The sequence below is a fragment of the Pseudomonas sp. R19M genome (genome assembly GCF_050312585.1).
Taxonomy (GTDB): Bacteria; Pseudomonadota; Gammaproteobacteria; order Pseudomonadales; family Pseudomonadaceae; genus Aquipseudomonas; species Aquipseudomonas palleroniana.
The window spans coordinates 83,299-100,231 of the sequence record NZ_JBNPJV010000032.1; the positions used below are offsets into that span (position 1 = coordinate 83,299).

13 protein-coding genes are annotated in these 16,933 nt (G+C 60.8%); 5 read left to right on the plus strand and 8 right to left on the minus strand.

Features of this window, described 5'->3' with window-relative positions; translation table 11 throughout:
* Nucleotides 1-103: 103 nt before the first annotated feature.
* A complete protein-coding gene (locus ACQRBT_RS05695) occupies nucleotides 104-913 on the plus strand; it encodes an AraC family transcriptional regulator (protein WP_060754780.1) in 810 nt (269 codons plus the stop codon).
* Between the two features lie 130 nt (nucleotides 914-1,043).
* Here the strand turns inward: ACQRBT_RS05695 and ACQRBT_RS05700 are convergent, their stop codons facing one another.
* The 3 genes from ACQRBT_RS05700 to ACQRBT_RS05710 all read right to left on the minus strand — a co-directional run bounded on the left by ACQRBT_RS05700 (nucleotide 1,044) and on the right by ACQRBT_RS05710 (nucleotide 3,429).
* Complete coding sequence (locus ACQRBT_RS05700) at nucleotides 1,044-1,625, minus strand: flavin reductase family protein (RefSeq protein WP_090366958.1); 582 nt, start codon at nucleotides 1,623-1,625, stop codon at nucleotides 1,044-1,046.
* 52 nt (nucleotides 1,626-1,677) lie between these two features.
* A complete protein-coding gene (locus ACQRBT_RS05705; protein WP_090366959.1) occupies nucleotides 1,678-2,994 on the minus strand; it encodes a methyl-accepting chemotaxis protein in 1,317 nt (438 codons plus the stop codon).
* Between the two features lie 102 nt (nucleotides 2,995-3,096).
* Nucleotides 3,097-3,429, minus strand: a complete 333-nt coding sequence (locus ACQRBT_RS05710) for a DUF2790 domain-containing protein (protein ID WP_060754777.1) — start codon at nucleotides 3,427-3,429, stop codon at nucleotides 3,097-3,099.
* A gap of 225 nt (nucleotides 3,430-3,654) precedes the next feature.
* Between ACQRBT_RS05710 and ACQRBT_RS05715 the strand changes: the two genes are divergently transcribed.
* The 3 genes from ACQRBT_RS05715 (at nucleotide 3,655) to ACQRBT_RS05725 (ending at nucleotide 7,367) form a co-directional block, all read left to right on the plus strand.
* Complete coding sequence (locus tag ACQRBT_RS05715; RefSeq protein WP_244384422.1) at nucleotides 3,655-4,974, plus strand: OprD family porin; 1,320 nt, start codon at nucleotides 3,655-3,657, stop codon at nucleotides 4,972-4,974.
* 336 nt (nucleotides 4,975-5,310) lie between these two features.
* Nucleotides 5,311-5,985, plus strand: coding sequence for a heavy metal response regulator transcription factor (locus ACQRBT_RS05720; RefSeq protein WP_060754775.1), 675 nt, complete (start codon nucleotides 5,311-5,313; stop codon nucleotides 5,983-5,985).
* Nucleotides 5,982-7,367 carry a heavy metal sensor histidine kinase gene (locus tag ACQRBT_RS05725; RefSeq protein ID WP_244384424.1) on the plus strand — a complete coding sequence of 462 codons (1,386 nt, stop codon included), beginning with the start codon at nucleotides 5,982-5,984 and terminating at the stop codon, nucleotides 7,365-7,367. The genes ACQRBT_RS05720 and ACQRBT_RS05725 overlap by 4 nt, the downstream gene beginning before the upstream one ends.
* A gap of 10 nt (nucleotides 7,368-7,377) precedes the next feature.
* Here the strand turns inward: ACQRBT_RS05725 and ACQRBT_RS05730 are convergent, their stop codons facing one another.
* The 4 genes from ACQRBT_RS05730 to ACQRBT_RS05745 all read right to left on the minus strand — a co-directional run bounded on the left by ACQRBT_RS05730 (nucleotide 7,378) and on the right by ACQRBT_RS05745 (nucleotide 13,892).
* Nucleotides 7,378-10,512, minus strand: coding sequence for a CusA/CzcA family heavy metal efflux RND transporter (locus ACQRBT_RS05730; protein ID WP_412046967.1), 3,135 nt, complete (start codon nucleotides 10,510-10,512; stop codon nucleotides 7,378-7,380).
* An 18-nt stretch (nucleotides 10,513-10,530) separates the two neighbouring features.
* Nucleotides 10,531-11,637, minus strand: a complete 1,107-nt coding sequence (locus tag ACQRBT_RS05735; RefSeq protein ID WP_412046966.1) for an efflux RND transporter periplasmic adaptor subunit — start codon at nucleotides 11,635-11,637, stop codon at nucleotides 10,531-10,533.
* Nucleotides 11,638-11,657: 20 nt separating this feature from the next.
* Nucleotides 11,658-12,878 (minus strand): TolC family protein, encoded by a 1,221-nt coding sequence (locus ACQRBT_RS05740; RefSeq protein WP_412046965.1) that lies wholly within the window; start codon nucleotides 12,876-12,878, stop codon nucleotides 11,658-11,660.
* A 108-nt stretch (nucleotides 12,879-12,986) separates the two neighbouring features.
* Nucleotides 12,987-13,892 (minus strand): cation diffusion facilitator family transporter, encoded by a 906-nt coding sequence (locus ACQRBT_RS05745; protein WP_090366966.1) that lies wholly within the window; start codon nucleotides 13,890-13,892, stop codon nucleotides 12,987-12,989.
* 216 nt (nucleotides 13,893-14,108) lie between these two features.
* On the opposite strand from ACQRBT_RS05745, the gene ACQRBT_RS05750 reads away from it, so the two are divergent.
* The gene (locus ACQRBT_RS05750) at nucleotides 14,109-15,479 is read left to right on the plus strand and encodes a gluconate:H+ symporter (protein WP_060754769.1); all 1,371 of its coding nucleotides are present in this window, start codon (nucleotides 14,109-14,111) and stop codon (nucleotides 15,477-15,479) included.
* 3 nt (nucleotides 15,480-15,482) lie between these two features.
* On the opposite strand, the gene ACQRBT_RS05755 is transcribed toward ACQRBT_RS05750, so the two are convergent.
* Entirely contained in the window at nucleotides 15,483-16,772 is a 1,290-nt protein-coding gene (locus ACQRBT_RS05755; protein WP_060754768.1) for an MFS transporter, read from the minus strand.
* Between the last annotated feature and the right edge of the window lie 161 nt (nucleotides 16,773-16,933).

Sequence of the window (16,933 nt, forward strand, 5' to 3'; positions counted from 1 at the left end):
GCTCATCCTTCCCAAAAAAACCTGCACAATCGTTCAAGACCACGCCCCACAACCTGCACAGACTGGGTTAACGTGTTTCCACCTCTATTTGTGACAAGTCACCATGGGCCAACCCACCTCCACCCTCGACTGGCTGCACCGCGCCCCGCACGCCAGCGGCCTGGACCGTATCGAGGCGTACTTTGCGGGCTTTGCATTCGATCCCCATCGCCATGACACCTATGCGATCGGGCGCACTTTGTTTGGCGTACAGAGCTATCACTACCGGGGCTGCATGACCCACAGCCTGCCCGGCACGACCATGGTGATTCACCCGGATGAAACCCATGACGGCCGCGCCAGCAGCGTGGAAGGCTTCAAGTACCGCATGATTTATGTAGAACCGGCGTTGATCCAGCAGATTCTCGGAGGCCGGCCTTTACCGTTTATCCACAAGGGCCTATCGACAGACCCACGGTTATTTCGCGCCAGCGAAGTGTTGCTGCAAAGCCTCGATTGCCCGATCGACCCGATGCAGGAGCAGGACGCACTGTACGACCTGGCCCAGGCACTGAACGCCGCCTCGGGGGTGATTGTCAGCCGCAAGTCGTTCGATTACGTCGCCGCCGAGCGCGCTCGGGAATTTATCCACAGCGCGCTGGGCCGCAGCATTACCCTGGATGAAATGGCCGACCACTGCGGGCGTGATCGCTGGGCCTTGTCGCGGGACTTTCGCTTGTTGTTCGGCACCAGCCCTTATCGCTACTTGACCATGCGGCGGCTGGACCTGGTACGCAGCCTGCTCGCCCAGGGGCAATCGTTGGTAGACGCGGCACTGACCGCCGGCTTCACCGACCAAAGCCATATGACCCGGCAATTTCGCAGCACCTACGGCATGCCGCCGTCGCGTTGGGTGAAGATGCTCGGGCGCTGAAAAAACTGGCTCGCCCTATGTGTAGGAGCGAGCTTGCTCGCGAAAAACTCACAGGCACCGCGTTCATCCAGGCAGCACGCGTTATCGTTGACGTTTTTCGCGAGCAAGTTCGCTCCTACAGAGGGTGGGTTCAGGGCAACAGTTGACGCCCGACAACCGGTGCGCCGATGCTCAGGAAATTCCCGCCGGCAATGTGGTGCAAGGTGCGTAGCTCATCATGCCCTTCAAAATGCCAATGCCCCTCGCTGAACACGCGCACATCGGCGTAGGCGGCAACCACTTCGCCCAGAAACAGGTCGTAGGTCTGCTGGTTGTGGGGTTCGGGTAACAAGCGGCATTCCAACCAGGCCACGCAGCCTTCCAGCAGCGGCGCTTCGGTGTGCTCCCCGCTAAAGGTTTGCAGGCCGTAGGCGGCAAACTTGTCGGTTTCAGCGCCGGTCGTATTACCGACCGTCTGCACCAGGTCAGCCTGGGCCACACAGGGCACCTGGAGCACGAAGGTGCCGGCGCTTTCGAGCAATTGGCGGGTCCAGGTGGATTTGTCCAGGACCACCGCGACTTTCGGCGGTTCGAAATCCAAGGGCATGGCCCAGGCTGCAGCCATGATATTGCGCTTGCCCCCAAAGGCTGCGCTCACCAGTACGGTCGGCCCGTGGTTAAGCAAACGATAAGCTTTGGACAGAGGAACGGGGCGACGATGGGTAGGGCTCATGGAAGGTCGGCTCTTCATGCAAGAAAGAACCTACGATACCTGAGCCCTATGCTCAGCTCGACAGCTGATTGGCGAACTGCCCGACCGCGCTGACCACCTTCTGCGCGCCGTCCTGGATTTCCACAATCACCGTACCCGCCTCGGACGCCAGCGCCAGCCCCTGTTCGGCTTGCACGCGGCCATCGGTCATCAGGGCGACCGCATCGCGGGCCATATCCTGGTTCTGACGCACCACACCGACGATCTCCTCAGTGGCTTTGCTGGTACGTGATGCCAGCTGACGAACTTCATCCGCCACCACCGCAAAACCACGGCCTTGCTCACCGGCACGGGCCGCCTCGATGGCCGCATTGAGCGCCAGCAGGTTGGTCTGCTCGGCAATACCGCTGATGGTCTTGACGATGCTGCCGATCACCTGGGACTGCTCGTTCAGCGCTTCAATGCCTTCGCCGGCCTGCTGCATGTGCTTGGCCAAGTCACGCATCACCCCCACCGCCTGCGTCACGACAGTGGTGCCGCGCTGAGCGCTGCTGTCGGTTTGCTGCGAGGTGCTGTAGGCAATGTTGGCGGCCTCGGCCACGGCCTGCTCCCGGTTGACCTGGTCGGTGATCACCGTGGCGAACTTGACCACTTTGTACACTCGATCATTGGCATCCAGCACCGGGTTATAGGTCGCTTCCAGCCACACCAGGCGCCCCTGGCTGTCGACACGCTTGAAGCGCGCCGCGATGAATTCTCCGGCCTTCAAGCGCGTCCAGAAATGCTGGTATTCGGCGCTGTTGTATTCCTCCGGCTCGCAGAATATGCGGTGATGCTTGCCCTGAATCTGCGCCAGGCTGTAGCCCATGCCATTGAGAAAACGGTCGTTGGCGGTCAGCACATGACCGTCGAGGTCAAACTCGATGACCGCAGTGGAGCGCACCAGCGCCGTGATCAGGTTTTCATGCTCACGCGAGGCCTCGATGGTACGGGTCAGGTCGCTGGAGACGATCGAGAAATATTTGATGCGCCCGTCCGAACTGCGCACCGGCTGCACGATCGAGCGCAGCCATGCTTCCTTGCCATTGCCGCGCATCAGGCGCACGGTGCCGGCATAGTGTTCACCGCGTACCAGTGCGTTCTTGAAACGCTGCTGGAATTCGTTGTCGCGTACATGTGCCGGAAACAACTCGTCAATCAAGCGCCCCGACAGTTGCGTACCTTGATAAGCCATCTCCTGAAGAAAGAGGGCGTTGACCGATGCGATGCGCCCTTGCGGGTCCAGGGTGATCGCGATCATTTCGCTTTCCAGGCTCTCTTTAACCTGTTGCAAGCTGGACAACTCTTCGCGAAGAGCCGACAGCTCCTGCTTCAAACGGGTCGTGAACATGGGGCACCAATGATCAAATGATGACAGGGTATTTTCTGCATCGGCGCGGCCGGCGTTTTCTGAAGAGGGTTTCACCTCAGATCCAACTATATTCCTGGCCGGTCAGCCGCCATTGTTCCGGCACACCCCCATCACTTGATACTCCAGGGTATTGAGCTTGCCCGTGGAGTCCTCATAGGTCATGCGTGACGGCACCGGGTTGCACGAGCGGATGGGCGGCGTCACGTTGACCACGTTGGCGATGTCCAGCTTCATGCCGTAGCGATACGCCTGTACCTCGGGTGCCGGCTTGCCGACCCTGGCCGCGTAATCGGCCATAGCCTTTTCATTGCGCTCCATCATCAGAGCGAACGTACGATCCCCGCCGCCTTCGGCCAATGCGCCAAAAGACAGGATAGCCGTTAATACACCCAGGCCAATTTTATAAAAGTTCATTACCGGTTCCTCGTCTGAAAGTTCAGTGCCGAGATTAACCAGCCAACCCTGACGCCATGTTCACGACAACATTACTTATTTGTTAGGTGGCCATGACTTTCCAGAATTGTAATGTTGGAGCCACTTTCCCGTTATCTGAGGTTTGCAACTATCAGCCTGGGCCAGATCAATAAGAACGCCCGCCCCCATAAGAAGCCGATAACTGCCAAGCCCCAGGAGCGAACCATGAATATCCGCCACTACACCCTTCCCTTTTCGTTGATCGCCGCATTGCCCCTGACCGCCGTGGCTGCTGAGGACAAGCCCGAAGGGTTTATCGAAGGCAGCAGTGTCAACGTGCTAGCGCGCAATTTTTACTTCAACCGAGATGATCGCAAGGGCCAATCCAGCCCCACCGGCAACGGTTATTCCGCGGCCTGGGCGCAGGGGTTGATCGGCAAATTCGAATCCGGTTTTACCCAAGGCACGGTGGGGTTCGGCCTGGATGCGTTCGCCATGTACGGCCTGCAACTCGACTCGGGCAGCGGCCGCAGCGGCGGCAAGGGCTCGTTCGGCGTGCTGCCGGTGGATAGCGACAACCACCCTGAAAACAACTACAGCAAAGTTGGCGGCGCGGTGAAATTGCGCGTACTCGACACCGTGATCAAGGCCGGTGATGTGTTCCCGCTCACCCCCGTGGTGGCGTACGGCGACTCGCGTTTACTGCCGCAAAGCTTTCGTGGCGTGACCGCGCAAAACACCTCCATCGAGGGTTTGAGCCTGCAAGGCGGGCGCTTGAGCGGCATGAGCCAACCCAACGAAAGCGGCATGAACAACGGTTTCGCGACCTTCTATGCAGGCAAGGTGGACTCGCCCTGGATCGGCTACTTCGGCGGTGATTACCAGCTCAACAAACACTTGAGTGTGAGCCTGTACAGCAGCCGCTTGAAGGACGCCTGGGATCAATATTATTTCGGCAGCGCCGCCAGTTACCCGATGAACGATGACGTCTCATTGTTCGGCGACTTCAACTATTACAAAGCGGTGGACGAAGGCAAAAAACGCCTGGGTGAGTTCGATAACAACATCTGGAGTGCCAGGCTCGGGGTCAAGATCGGCGCCCACAGCGTAGCCGTCTCGCATCAGCGCAACAACGGCGATGACGACTTTGATTATCTGCGCCAATCAGACTCGATCTTCCTCAATAACTCGATCCAGTACAGCGACTTCAACGCGCCCAAGGAACGCTCCTGGATGCTGCGCTATGACCTGGACATGCAGCCGTTCGGTATCCCCGGCCTGTCGTTCATGACCCGCTACGGTAAAGGCACGGGTGCCGACTACAGCAACGCCAACGCCGTCTACATGCGCCGCGATGCAGCGGGTAACCCGCTGACCGACCAGCGTCGCTGGGAGCGGGATATCGAGGCCAAATATGTGGTGCAAAGTGGCACCTTGAAAGACCTGTCATTGCGCCTGCGCCAGGCCAGCGTGCGCTCCAGTGCATTTGAGTCGGACCTGGAGGAAGTTCGCTTGATTGCCGAATATCCACTGGTAGCGCTGTAAGTGATTACATTCGTTCGCCGTTGACCAACATCTGTTCACAAATTCCCAGTTATCAAAACTGTAATATTGGCCTCACCTTCTCGTTAAGTTGATCTTCCTATACTGGCCTCAACTTATTCACCGAGCACATTCATCTCTGAAGCTTTTGTGTAGCTCCTTTGGAAAGAGATGGATTTTTAACGCCCCGCCTGGGGCGTTTTTTTTGAGCCCGGCTTTGTGCGGCCGATGGTCGCAGTTGACCCTGAAGCTACTTCACGGTTCAGACTTTTCCTACTCCCCCAACGCACAGCCCATAAGGAAATGGCCTTCTTTTCTCTTCGTGATAGGTAACCCCCCATGCGTATCCTTGTGGTTGAGGACGAACAAAAAACCGCCGACTACCTGCAGCAAGGCTTGAACGAAAGCGGCTATGTGGTGGACTGCGCCAGCAATGGCATTGACGGCCTGCACCTGGCCGGGCAACACGCGTATGAACTGGTGATTCTCGACGTCAACCTGCCCGGCAAAGATGGCTGGGAAGTGTTGGAGCAATTACGCCGCAACGGCACCCAGCGCGTGATGATGCTGACCGCCCGTGGCCGACTGGCGGACAAGATCAAGGGCCTGGACATGGGCGCCGATGATTACCTGGTCAAGCCCTTCGAATTTCCCGAGTTACTGGCGCGGGTGCGCACGCTGCTGCGGCGCAGCGAACATATTCAACAGCCTGAAGTGTTTCGCGTGTCGGACCTTGAGTTGGACCCTCGCCGCCATCGTGCCTATCGCGGCAACCGGCGCATTGACCTGACCACCAAGGAGTTTGCCCTGCTGCAGGTGCTGATGCGCCAGACCGGCGAAGTACTGACCCGCACGCAGATCATTTCCCTGGTGTGGGACATGAACTTCGACTGCGATACCAACGTGGTGGAAGTCTCCATCAGCCGCCTGCGTGCCAAGGTCGATGACCAGAGCGAGGTCAAGCTGATCCACACCATCCGCGGTGTGGGCTACGTGTTGGAGGCGCGCCCATGAAAACCGGCAGTCTGTCGATGCGCCTGGGCCTGACCGTCAGCCTGATGGGCGCGGGCCTGGTCGTGCTGCTGGCGACCCTGGCCTACCTGGCCCTGACCCATGAGCTGGAAAAACTGGCGCGCAAGGGCCTGGAAAGCAAGATGGAACAGATCCAGCACAGCCTCGCCCTGGGCCTCGATACCCATGCCATTCGTGCCCGGCCACATTCGCTGATGGACCTGGTAATGGGCCACGACAACTTCTACCTGACTATCGTCGGCACCGCGCCCAACAACAGCGTACTGCTGAGCGTCGGTGCCAAGCCGCAAGAACCGCTGCTGACCGACTTCAAGCCTCGGGAAACCCTCGGCTACCTGAACTGGACGGACAGCTATGGCAACCAGGTACTCAGCGCCTCCAGCCTGATGCGCCTGGCCAGCGGCGAACGCGTACGGGTGCTGCTGTCGCTGGACCGCATGGACGACCAGGCACTGCTCAGCGCCTACCTGCGTGCCACCATCATCGCGCTGCCCATGTTGCTGATCCTGATCGGCATGGGTGCCTGGTGGCTGGTGCAGCGCGGGCTAGCGCCATTGAAGCAGTTCAGTCATGTGGCCGCCAAAGTCACCACCCAGGACCTCACCCATCGGTTGTCCATCGATAACTTGCCCAAGGAACTGGGCGAACTGGCTCAAGGCTTCAATGTGATGCTCAATCGCCTGGACGCTGGGGTGCAGCAGCTCTCGCAATTCTCCGATGACCTCGCCCACGAACTGCGTGCGCCCCTGACCAACTTGATGGGCAAGGCCCAACTGACCCTGTCACGCCAACGACCGCCGGAGGAATACAAGGCCGTGCTGGAATCCAGCACCGAAGAACTGGAACGCCTGGGACGCATCGTCAACGATATGCTGTTTCTGGCCCAGGTCAGCCACCCGGCGGCACGCGCCTCATTCACGGCGGTCCCACTGGCGGCTGAAGCCCATCGGGTCATGGAGTTGTTTGCGCTGAGTGCCGAAGACAAACAATTGACCCTGACCTTGAGCGGCGACGCCCAGGTACTCGGGGACCGCCTGATGATCCAGCGTGCGCTGTCCAATCTGCTGTCCAATGCCATCCGCCACAGCCCGGCGGGCTCGCATATTTCGTTGCTGGTGGAAACCTATGGCAACCAGGTGTCGGTATCGGTGAGCAACCCCGGCCCAGGCATCGAAGCCCAGCACCTGCCGCACCTGTTCGAACGTTTCTACCGCGTCGACAGCAGCCGCGCCCGCAACGAGGGCGGCACCGGCCTGGGGCTGGCCATCGTGCGGTCGATCATGACCTTGCACCAGGGGCAGGCCGACGTACGCAGCCTGCCCGGTGGTTTCACGCTGTTTCGCCTGGTCTTCCCATTCACGTGAAGTGCAAGGGTCATTCTTCCTTGCGGTACGCCCATTGATACAGCGCCGGCAGCACCAGCAAGGTCAGCAGCGTCGATGAAATAATCCCGCCGATCACCACCGTCGCCAACGGCCGCTGCACCTCGGCGCCGGTGCCGGTGGCGAGTGCCATGGGGATAAACCCGAGAGAGGCCACCAACGCAGTCATCAGCACCGGGCGCAAGCGCGTCAGTGCCCCTTCGTTGACCGCGTTTGATAATGAACGCCCTTCCTCCCGCAGGTTGCGGATGAAGGCAATCATGACCAGCCCGTTGAGCACCGCCACCCCGGACAATGCGATGAAACCCACCCCCGCCGAGATCGACAACGGAATATCCCGCAACCACAGGGCCATGATTCCGCCGGTCAGCGCAAACGGAATCCCGGTAAACACCAGCAGACCATCCTTGAGGTTGTTGAACATCATGAATAACAGCCCGAACACCAGAAGCAACGCCACCGGCACCACGATACGCAAACGCTCGGAGGCTTCCTTCAATTGTTCGAACTGGCCGCCCCAGGTGGTCCAGTAACCGGCGGGCACCTTCACCTGGCGGCTGATCGCCGTCTCGGCCTCTTCGACGAATGAGCCGATATCCCGACCACGCACGTTGGCACTGACGATCACCAGGCGCTTGCCGTTCTCGCGGCTGATCTGGTTCGGGCCGAGCACCAGGTCCAGGCTGGCGACCTGGGACAAGGCAATAAAGCCCAATGGCCCCGCTCCGCTGCCGGCCATTGCCGGCACCGGGATCAGCAGTCGCGCAAGCCCCTCGATATCGGTGCGCAACGCGTCGGACAAACGCACAACCATATCAAAACGACGATCGCCTTCGTACAAGGTACCGGCCTGGCGCCCACCCACCGCGACGGCAATGGTGTCCTGCACATCGCCCACGTTCAGGCCAAAACGCGCGGCCTTGTCGCGGTCGATATTGATGGTCAGCACCGGCAGGCCGGAGGTCTGTTCCACCTTCACTTCCGAGGCGCCCGTGAGCTTTTTCAATGTTTCGGCAATTTCCTCGGCGGTCTTGTTCAGCACGGCCATGTCGTCACCAAACACCTTCACCGCCACATCACTGCGCACCCCGGAAATCAGTTCGTTGAATCGCAACTGGATCGGTTGCGACAGTTCATACGCGCTGCCCGGCACAATCGCACTGGCACGCTGGATATCGGCAATCAGCGCCTCGCGGGACTTCTTCGGATCGGGCCATTGCTCCTTCGGCTTGAGCATCACATAGCTGTCAGAAATATTCGGCGGCATCGGGTCGGAGGCGATTTCCGCCGTGCCGGTGCGGGCAAACACCCGCTCGATTTCCGGTACCTGGGCCAGCAAGGTTTTTTCCAGTTGCTGCTGCATCTGCACCGACTGCGTCAGGCTGGTGCCGGGTACGCGCAAGGCCTGCTGGGCGAAGTCGCCTTCACTGAGGCTGGGGATAAACTCGCTGCCCATGCGGCTGGCGACCGCCCCGGAGGCGATGATGGTCAGCACCGCCAGGCCGAACACCAGCGAGCGACGAGCCATCACCCAATCCAGCACCGGGGCATAGGCCCGGCGCGCACTGCGCATTACCAGGTTTTCGTCTTCCTGGACCTTCCCGGTAACGAACAGCGCAATCGCCGCCGGCACAAAGGTCACCGACAAGATCATCGCGCCAAGCAGGGCGATCACCACGGTGAACGCCATGGGGTGGAACATCTTGCCGGCTACACCCGTCAGGGCGAAGATCGGCAGGTACACCACCATGATGATCAGTTGCCCGAAGATCAGTGCGCGCCGCGCCTCCTTGGCCGCAGCGAACACCTCATGCAGGCGCTCGCTGCGGGTCAACAAGCGCCCATGACGGTGCTGCGCGTGGGCCAGACGGCGGATGGCGTTCTCGACGATCACCACCGCACCATCGACGATAATGCCGAAATCCAGCGCGCCGAGACTCATCAAGTTGGCGCTGACTTTATTGGTGAACATGCCGGTAAAGGTGAAGAGCATCGCCAGGGGAATCACCATGGCCGTAATCAGCGCCGCGCGGATATTGCCCAGGAACAGGAACAGCACCGCGACCACCAGCAGCGCGCCTTCAAAGAGGTTCTTTTTCACCGTGGCAATGGCTTTTTCCACCAGGTTGGTGCGGTCGTAGACGGTAACGGCCACCACCCCCTCGGGCAGCGAACGGTTGATCTCCTCGAGCTTTTTCGCCACCGCCAGGGATACGGTACGGCTGTTCTCACCGATCAACATGAACACCGTGCCCAGCACCACTTCACGGCCGTTTTCAGTGGCTGCGCCGGTGCGCAGTTCGCGGCCGATCTCGACCTGAGCCACATTGCGCACGCGGATCGGCGTACCGTCCGAGGTGGTGATCACGATGTTGGCAATATCGTCGATGGACGCCACTTGCCCCGGCGCCCGAATCAACAACTGCTCACCGCTGCGTTCGATGTAACCGGCACCGACGTTGGCGTTGTTGCGTTCCAGCGCCGTGACCAAATCGCCCAAGGTCAGGTTGTAGGCCGCCAGGCGCTTGGGGTCGGGCGCGATCTGATATTCCTTGGCGAAACCACCGATGGTGTTGATCTCCGCTACGCCCGGAACGTTGCGCAGTTGCGGCTTGATGATCCAGTCCTGGATCACCCGCAAGTCGGTCGGCGTGTAGGGCGTACCGTCGTCTTTGAGTGCGCCCTCCTCGGCCTCGACGGTCCACAAGAATATTTCACCAAGGCCAGTGGAAATCGGCCCCATGGCCGTTTCGATACCCTCGGGTAATTGCTCACGGGCCACTTGCAGACGCTCGTTGACCAATTGGCGGGCAAAGAACAGGTCGGTGCCATCCTTGAAAATCACCGTGACCTGGGACAAACCAGAACGCGACAACGAACGCGTCTGCTGTAACCCCGGTAGCCCGGCCATGGCCGTTTCGATAGGAAAGGTGATGCGCTGCTCGGTTTCCAACGGCGAAAACCCGGCCGCTGCCGAGTTGATCTGCACCTGCACGTTGGTGATATCGGGCACGGCATCAATGGGTAACTTCTGATAGCTGGCAATGCCGACACCGGCCATCAACAGCACCGCCAGCAGCACAATGATGCGCTGCTCGATGGCGAATTGGATAAGGCGCTCAAACATGGGAAATCACTCGCAGGATCAATGGGCGTGTTCGGCCGAGCCTTTGCCCAATTCGGACTTGAGGATGAAGCTGCCGACGGCTGCCACCTGTGCCCCGGCATCGAGGCCTTTGCGCACTTCGACGTAGCCGTTTTCACTCACCCCCAGTTCAAGATGACGGGTGATGAAGCCGTCCGGGGTGCGCACAAATACCGAGGGTTTGTCCTCGACGGTCTGGATCGCGGTTTGCGGCACGGTGACCTTGGCCTGGTAGGTATCGGTGGCTACTTGCACCGTCACAAACAGGCCCGGACGCCAGGCGTCATCAGGGTTGGGCACGCTCACGCGCACGCTGGCAGTGCGCGTCTGCTCGCCGAGCAGGTTGCCGACATAAGCCACCGTGCCGAGCACATCGGTGCCCATTTCGGTGGAGCTGACTTTCACCGGTTTACCGATGCGCACCTTGTTCAGGTCTTTGGGAAACACACCGAAGGTGACCCACACCTGGGACAGGTCCGAGAGTGTGAAGGCGTTGCTGGTTTCGCTGACCACTTCGCCGACGCCAAGGTGCTTTTCCACCACCACACCAGCGAACGGCGCGCGCAGCTCGTAGCGATTACCCCCAACCAACACCGCACTGCCGCTCAGGGCGTTCATCTTTTGCCGAGCGTTGTTCAGGGCAATTTCGGCCTCCTGCAAAGTCTGGCGTGCCAACAGGTAATCCTGCTCTGCGGAGATCTCGTCCTTCCACAGTTGGCGCTCACGCTGGAAGGTGGTGCGCGCCAGTTCGACACGGCGCTCGCTGGCGGCCAACTCGCTACGTTGATCGGAGATCTGCTGGCTGGCGATCACCGCCAACAGTTCGCCCTTCTTCACCGCTTGCCCGAGGTTGACCTTGACCGCCTCTACGACGCCCGCCGCACGCGGAACAATGTGCGAGGTACGGTCTTCGTCGAAGCGTACTTCTCCCGGCAATGTCAGCAGCGTACTGAGCGCACGGGGCTGTGCCTGCGCCAGTTGAATACCGGCGGCCTGGATCTGCGCCTCAGTGAGTTCGAGTTTGCCTTCCTCTTCATCGGCGCAGGCAAAACCCGACAGCATCAGGCTCAGGGCGACGGCGAGCGCCATGCCATGTTTCTTGTTCATCAAAAAGACTCCAGAAAAAATCAAAACCGGGCGAGGTCGCCGTAGATCCGTTCGATACGCACCCAGGCGTCGGTGGCCTGGGCGGTCGCCGTGAGGTATTGGGTGCGTGCAGCGATCAAGGTGCGCTGGGCATCGAGTACGTCGAGGAAGTTGAACTTGCCCATCTCGAAGCCACGGGTGGCACTGTCGACCGCGCGCTGGGCCGCCGGCAGAATCTGCTGGTTGAACGCTTGCACCTCGGTGTTTGCGGTTTGCCACAGGTCCAGCGCCTGACGGGTTTCGGTGCGCAGCCGCAGCTCGGTGGCATTGCGCAGGTCGCGAGCCTGGTCCGCACGGCGGCTGGCGGCGAGCACGTTGCCCTGGTTACGGTTGAACAGCGGGATCGGCATCGACACCCCGATCACATTCACCCGCTCGCGCACGCTGGCGTCGTATTGGCTGCCGACCGACACGTCGAGGTCGGGAATGCGCTGGGCTTTCTCCAGGCCCACACTGGCTTCGCTTTGCAGAATCTGTAACTCGGCCAGACGCAGCTCGGTGGTTTGCTCCAAGCGTGACAGCAATTGCGCAGAGGACGGCAAGGGCGGTGAGGATCGGCTTTGCGTGGCCACGCCCTGGAAGTCCGGCGCGGCGCTGCCGGTGCTGGCGGCCAAACGACGGTAGGCATCGGTGAGGCCGACCTGCGCACGGTTCAATTCCAGGCGAATCTCGGACAGTTGTACCTGGGCGCGAGTGGCCTCCACCGGTGAGGATTTACCGGCGTTGACACGACCGTTGGCAACCACCAGGCCGCGCTCGGCCAAGGCCATCGAGCGCTGCGCGAGGTCGAGGCGCTCCTGGGCGCGCAGGGCGCTGTAATAGCTGTCGATCACCTCGGCGCGCAGGCCGTTGCGGCGCTGCTCCAAGGTCAGCGCGGCGGCGTCCTGGGCGCGGGTCGCCACGTCGATTCGCGCACCGCGCTTGCCGCCCAGCTCCAGGGTCTGGCTGAGTTTGACGGTCGTGGTGCGGCTGTTGCGGCGGGTGTCTTCCGCATCCCAGGAGGCCACCGGGTTGGGGATCAAGCCGGCCTGTTGGCGACCGCCCTGGGCAATCTCGATCTCCCATTGCGCAGCCGCCAGTTCAGGGTTGTTGGCGAATGCGGCTTGCAAGGCTGAGTCGAGGGTGAGGGTTTGCGCCTGGGCGACACTTGCGGCCATCCACAACGTCATCGCGCCTAAAAATGCTCTTACGGAAATTGCCATAACGAAAGTTCCACGCCCATGAAGTCGCTGAGGTTCCCAGCGGGGGCAATGTAACTTTCGTTACTTATCAGAGCGGTGGGTGGAACATTACAAATCCGTTAGCCGGGATCAGGCGTGAACCTCGTCGTGCTCGTCATGTTGAAAACCCTCCCCTTCGACCTGAATGGTGGCGTGGGAAATATCGAATTGTTCATGCAGCATTTCCGTGACCGCACTAAGGATTTGTTGCTCGGTGCCCTTCGACGCGTCCGCCACCAAATGGGTGCTCAGCACATTTTTGCCGCTGGTCAGGGCCCAGATATGCAGGTCGTGCACGCCCTTGACCCCGGGTACATTGCCAATCGCCTGCTCGATCTGATCGATATCCAGGCCCTCCGGAACACCTTGCAGCAGCACGTTCATGCTTTCCTTGAGCAGGGTCCAGGTGCGTGGCAATACCCAGAAACCAATCGCCGCCGCGACCACGGAGTCGATCCAGCCCCACCCCGTGAACATGATCACCACCGCCGCGATGATCACACCGATGGAACCGAGCATGTCGCTCCAGACCTCCAGGTACGCGCCTTTGACGTTCAGGCTCTCGCCGCTGGCGGCGCTGAGCAGGCGCATGGAGATCAGGTTGACGACCAACCCCAGCACCGCGATCACCAGCATGCCGGTGGACTGGATTTCGGCGGGCGCCTGTAACCGTTGATAGGCTTCGTAGAGGATGTAGAACGCCACGGCGAACAGCAGCAGCGCATTGAACGCCGCCGCCAGGATTTCGAAACGGGCGTAGCCAAAGGTGCGCTTGCGGTCGGCGGGACGCTTGGCGACCTGGATCGCCACCAGGGAAATCGCCAGGGCCAAGGCGTCGGTCATCATGTGCGCGGCGTCCGACAACAGTGCCAGGCTGCCGGTGATGAAGGCACCGATCACCTCGGCGATCATGAAGCTGCCGGTCAACCCCAGGGCAAACCAGAGTTTTCTTTCGTGGCCGGCGCGTACTTGGGCGTGGCTATGTCCTGCACTCATGAAATGTCTTCCTGTGAGGGTGTCCGTCGATCATAGAGCTATAGGCCAGATCTTCGGACCTGCATTGCAAACTTGTCATCCGCTCGCCAGCTCGCCGTTACATTGGCCGCACCAAAATCGCTCATGAACGCTGTGGAACCGCTCTATCGGGTATGCTTTTCGAGCAGGAAACAAAAAGAAACATATTAGCCAACCTGTTCGATAAGGAGTTCCCTCTTGGAGTTATCGACTGCTGCGTGGATGGTTCACGACACACGCCTCATGTTTTGCGTCCTGCTGGCCATCGCCAGCATCATCGTGCTGATCAGCGCGACCAAATTACCGCCGTTCCTGTCGATCCTGATCGGCACCTTTATCGCCGGTGTCGGCGCCGGGTTACCGCCGGAAGAAGTTGCCAAAGCCTTCAGCAAAGGCGCCGGGGCGATCCTCGGTGAGGCCGGCATCATCATTGCGCTGGGCTCGATGCTCGGCGCATTGATGGCCGAATCCGGCGCAGCCGACCGCATCGCCACCACGTTGCTCGGGCTGGGCAAGGGCAAGTCATTGCCGTGGGTAATGGCCCTGGTGGCGATGGTCATCGGCCTGCCACTGTTCTTCGAAGTGGGCCTGGTGATGATGGTGCCGATCATCTTCGTGATGGCCAAGCGTTCGAACCAGCCACTGCTTAAAATCGCCATCCCGGCGCTCGCGGGCATGACCACCCTGCACGCCCTGATGCCGCCGCACCCCGGGCCGCTGATTGCGGTGGGCGCGTTGCACGCCGACCTGGGCCTGACCATGTTGCTGGGCTTCTGCCTGGCGGTACCGGCCGTGATGCTGGCTGGCCCGATCTATGGCAACTGGCTGTCCAAACGCCTGCACGTGGATGAACCGGCCGATATCGGCGCGCTGTTCAGCGCACCGCCCAAGGCCCCGCGCCAGCCGAGCTTTGGGGTGTCGTTGCTGATCATTCTGTTGCCGGTGATTCTGATGCTGGGCAGCACCCTGGCCAAAGTCGCGCTGCCGGCAGAAAGCAGCATCGGCCTGACCTTGAAGTTCCTCGGTGAACCACTGATCGCCCTCGGCCTCGCCGTGATCGCCGCCGTGATCTGCCTGGGCTGGGCCGCCGGCATGCCCCGCGCCGACGTCGGCAATACCCTGCGCAAAGCGCTCGCACCCATCGCCGTACTGCTGCTGACCATCGGCGCCGGCGGCGGCCTCAAGCAAACCCTGCTCGACGCCGGTGTCAGCCAGACCATCAGCAAGGTCGCCGAAGGCGCACACATGCCTTATCTCTTACTCGCCTGGCTGATCGCCGTGGCCTTGCGCCAGGCCACCGGCTCAGCGACCGTCGCCACGACCACCACAGCCGGCATTCTCGCGCCGATGATGGCCGGGCTGGCGGCAACGCAGAGCTCATTGGTAGCCCTGGCGATTGGCGCAGGCTCGGTGTTCTTCTGCCACGTCAACGACGCCGGGTTCTGGATGGTGCGTGAGTACTTCGGCTTACAGCTCAAGCAGACGATCTGGGTGTGGTCGGTACTGCAGACTATTGTGTCGGTCGTAGGTTTGATCGGGACGCTGTTGCTCTGGCATTTTCTGACCTGAGCCTCAGGCAGCCAAGGTGTGGCGCTTGCCAAACAGCGCCACACTCGCCACCCCCACCGCCCCCATCACCGCGCAGTAACCCACACAAATCCACGGACTGGTCGGCATCAGCGCAATCAGCAACAGCGGCGTGGTACTCGCCCATAGCGCGTAGGCAATGTTGTAGGTAAAGGAAATCCCCGACACCCGCACCTGCGCCGGAAACAGCCCGACCATCACCGACGGCACCGCACCGACTACGCCACAACTCAAGCCCGCCAAGGCGTATGCCGCGCCCAGCCATACGCCACCGGCGATCAGGCTGGCGTACAACACCGCGATGCCTATCGGCAGCAGCAGGCTGTAGACCAGCACCGCACGCCAGGCGCCGATGCGGTCGACCAAAAGGCCGGCGAGCACGCAGCCGATGTTCAGGAAAACAATGCCCAACGCGCTCAAGGCGAAGGTGTGGCTGGGGCTCATACCGAAGGTTTTCTGCATCATGGTCGGGGTGATGACCACCAGTACCACCACGGCCGATGTCAGTACGCACGTGAGGATCATCGCCGGCAGCAACACGGCGCGATGCTCACGCAGCACGGTGCGCAGCGGCAGTTCGGCAGCGGCCTGGCGGCGTGCCTGCATTTCGAGGAACACCGGGGTTTCGCTGAGCCAGCGGCGCAGCCAGACGCCGATCACACCGAACACACCACCGAGCAGGAACGGGAAGCGCCAGGCGTAATCGAGGATTTCGGCGGGGCTGAAGAGTTGCGCCAGCAGCGTCGCGGTGAGGGCACCAAGCAGGTAGCCGAAGGTCAGGCCGGCTTGCAGGAAACCCAGGGCGTAGCCGCGGTGATGGATCGGGGCGTGCTCGGCGACAAAGGTCCAGGCGCTGGGCACTTCGCCGCCGACCGCCGCCCCTTGCAGCACGCGCAAGGCGAGCAGAATCAGCGGTGCGAAATAGCCGATTTGCGCGTACGTCGGCATGATCCCGATCAGCAGGCACGGCAAGGCCATCATCAGAATACTCAGGCTGAACACACGCTTGCGTCCCAGATGGTCGGCGAAGTGCGCCATCAGGATGCCGCCCAGCGGGCGTGCGAGGTAGCCGGTGACGAAGATGCCGAAGCTTTGCAGCAGGCGCAGCCACTCCGGCATTTCCGGCGGGAAGAACAGTTGGCTGAGGGTCAGCGCGAAGAATACGAAGATGATGAAGTCATAGATTTCCAGGGCGCCGCCGAGGGCGGCCAGGCCCAGGGTTTTGTAGTCGGAGCGGGAAAAACGCTGCGCCTGTGAAGAGAAGGTGGCAGTCATGTGAAAGCTCGGCAGACAAACAAAATGGCGTGCAGGTTATGAGCTGAGCCCAATGATGGCAATCACGACAGATATATTTGTTTTCCTCATTGATCGATGAAGATAACTGCATTCCCATATCAATAGCCGTAGCGGAACATGCCGTAAAACTGCCGAACCTC

Bases quoted from the DNA above. Each gene is read 5' to 3' on its own strand.
- ACQRBT_RS05695 (WP_060754780.1), top strand. From the start codon at position 104: ATGGGCCAACCCACCTCCACCCTCGACTGGCTGCACCGCGCCCCGCAC.
- ACQRBT_RS05700 (WP_090366958.1), bottom strand. From the start codon at position 1,625: ATGAGCCCTACCCATCGTCGCCCCGTTCCTCTGTCCAAAGCTTATCGT.
- ACQRBT_RS05705 (WP_090366959.1), bottom strand. From the start codon at position 2,994: ATGTTCACGACCCGTTTGAAGCAGGAGCTGTCGGCTCTTCGCGAAGAG.
- ACQRBT_RS05710 (WP_060754777.1), bottom strand. From the start codon at position 3,429: ATGAACTTTTATAAAATTGGCCTGGGTGTATTAACGGCTATCCTGTCT.
- ACQRBT_RS05715 (WP_244384422.1), top strand. From the start codon at position 3,655: ATGAATATCCGCCACTACACCCTTCCCTTTTCGTTGATCGCCGCATTG.
- ACQRBT_RS05720 (WP_060754775.1), top strand. From the start codon at position 5,311: ATGCGTATCCTTGTGGTTGAGGACGAACAAAAAACCGCCGACTACCTG.
- ACQRBT_RS05725 (WP_244384424.1), top strand. From the start codon at position 5,982: ATGAAAACCGGCAGTCTGTCGATGCGCCTGGGCCTGACCGTCAGCCTG.
- ACQRBT_RS05730 (WP_412046967.1), bottom strand. From the start codon at position 10,512: ATGTTTGAGCGCCTTATCCAATTCGCCATCGAGCAGCGCATCATTGTG.
- ACQRBT_RS05735 (WP_412046966.1), bottom strand. From the start codon at position 11,637: ATGAACAAGAAACATGGCATGGCGCTCGCCGTCGCCCTGAGCCTGATG.
- ACQRBT_RS05740 (WP_412046965.1), bottom strand. From the start codon at position 12,878: ATGGCAATTTCCGTAAGAGCATTTTTAGGCGCGATGACGTTGTGGATG.
- ACQRBT_RS05745 (WP_090366966.1), bottom strand. From the start codon at position 13,892: ATGAGTGCAGGACATAGCCACGCCCAAGTACGCGCCGGCCACGAAAGA.
- ACQRBT_RS05755 (WP_060754768.1), bottom strand. From the start codon at position 16,772: ATGACTGCCACCTTCTCTTCACAGGCGCAGCGTTTTTCCCGCTCCGAC.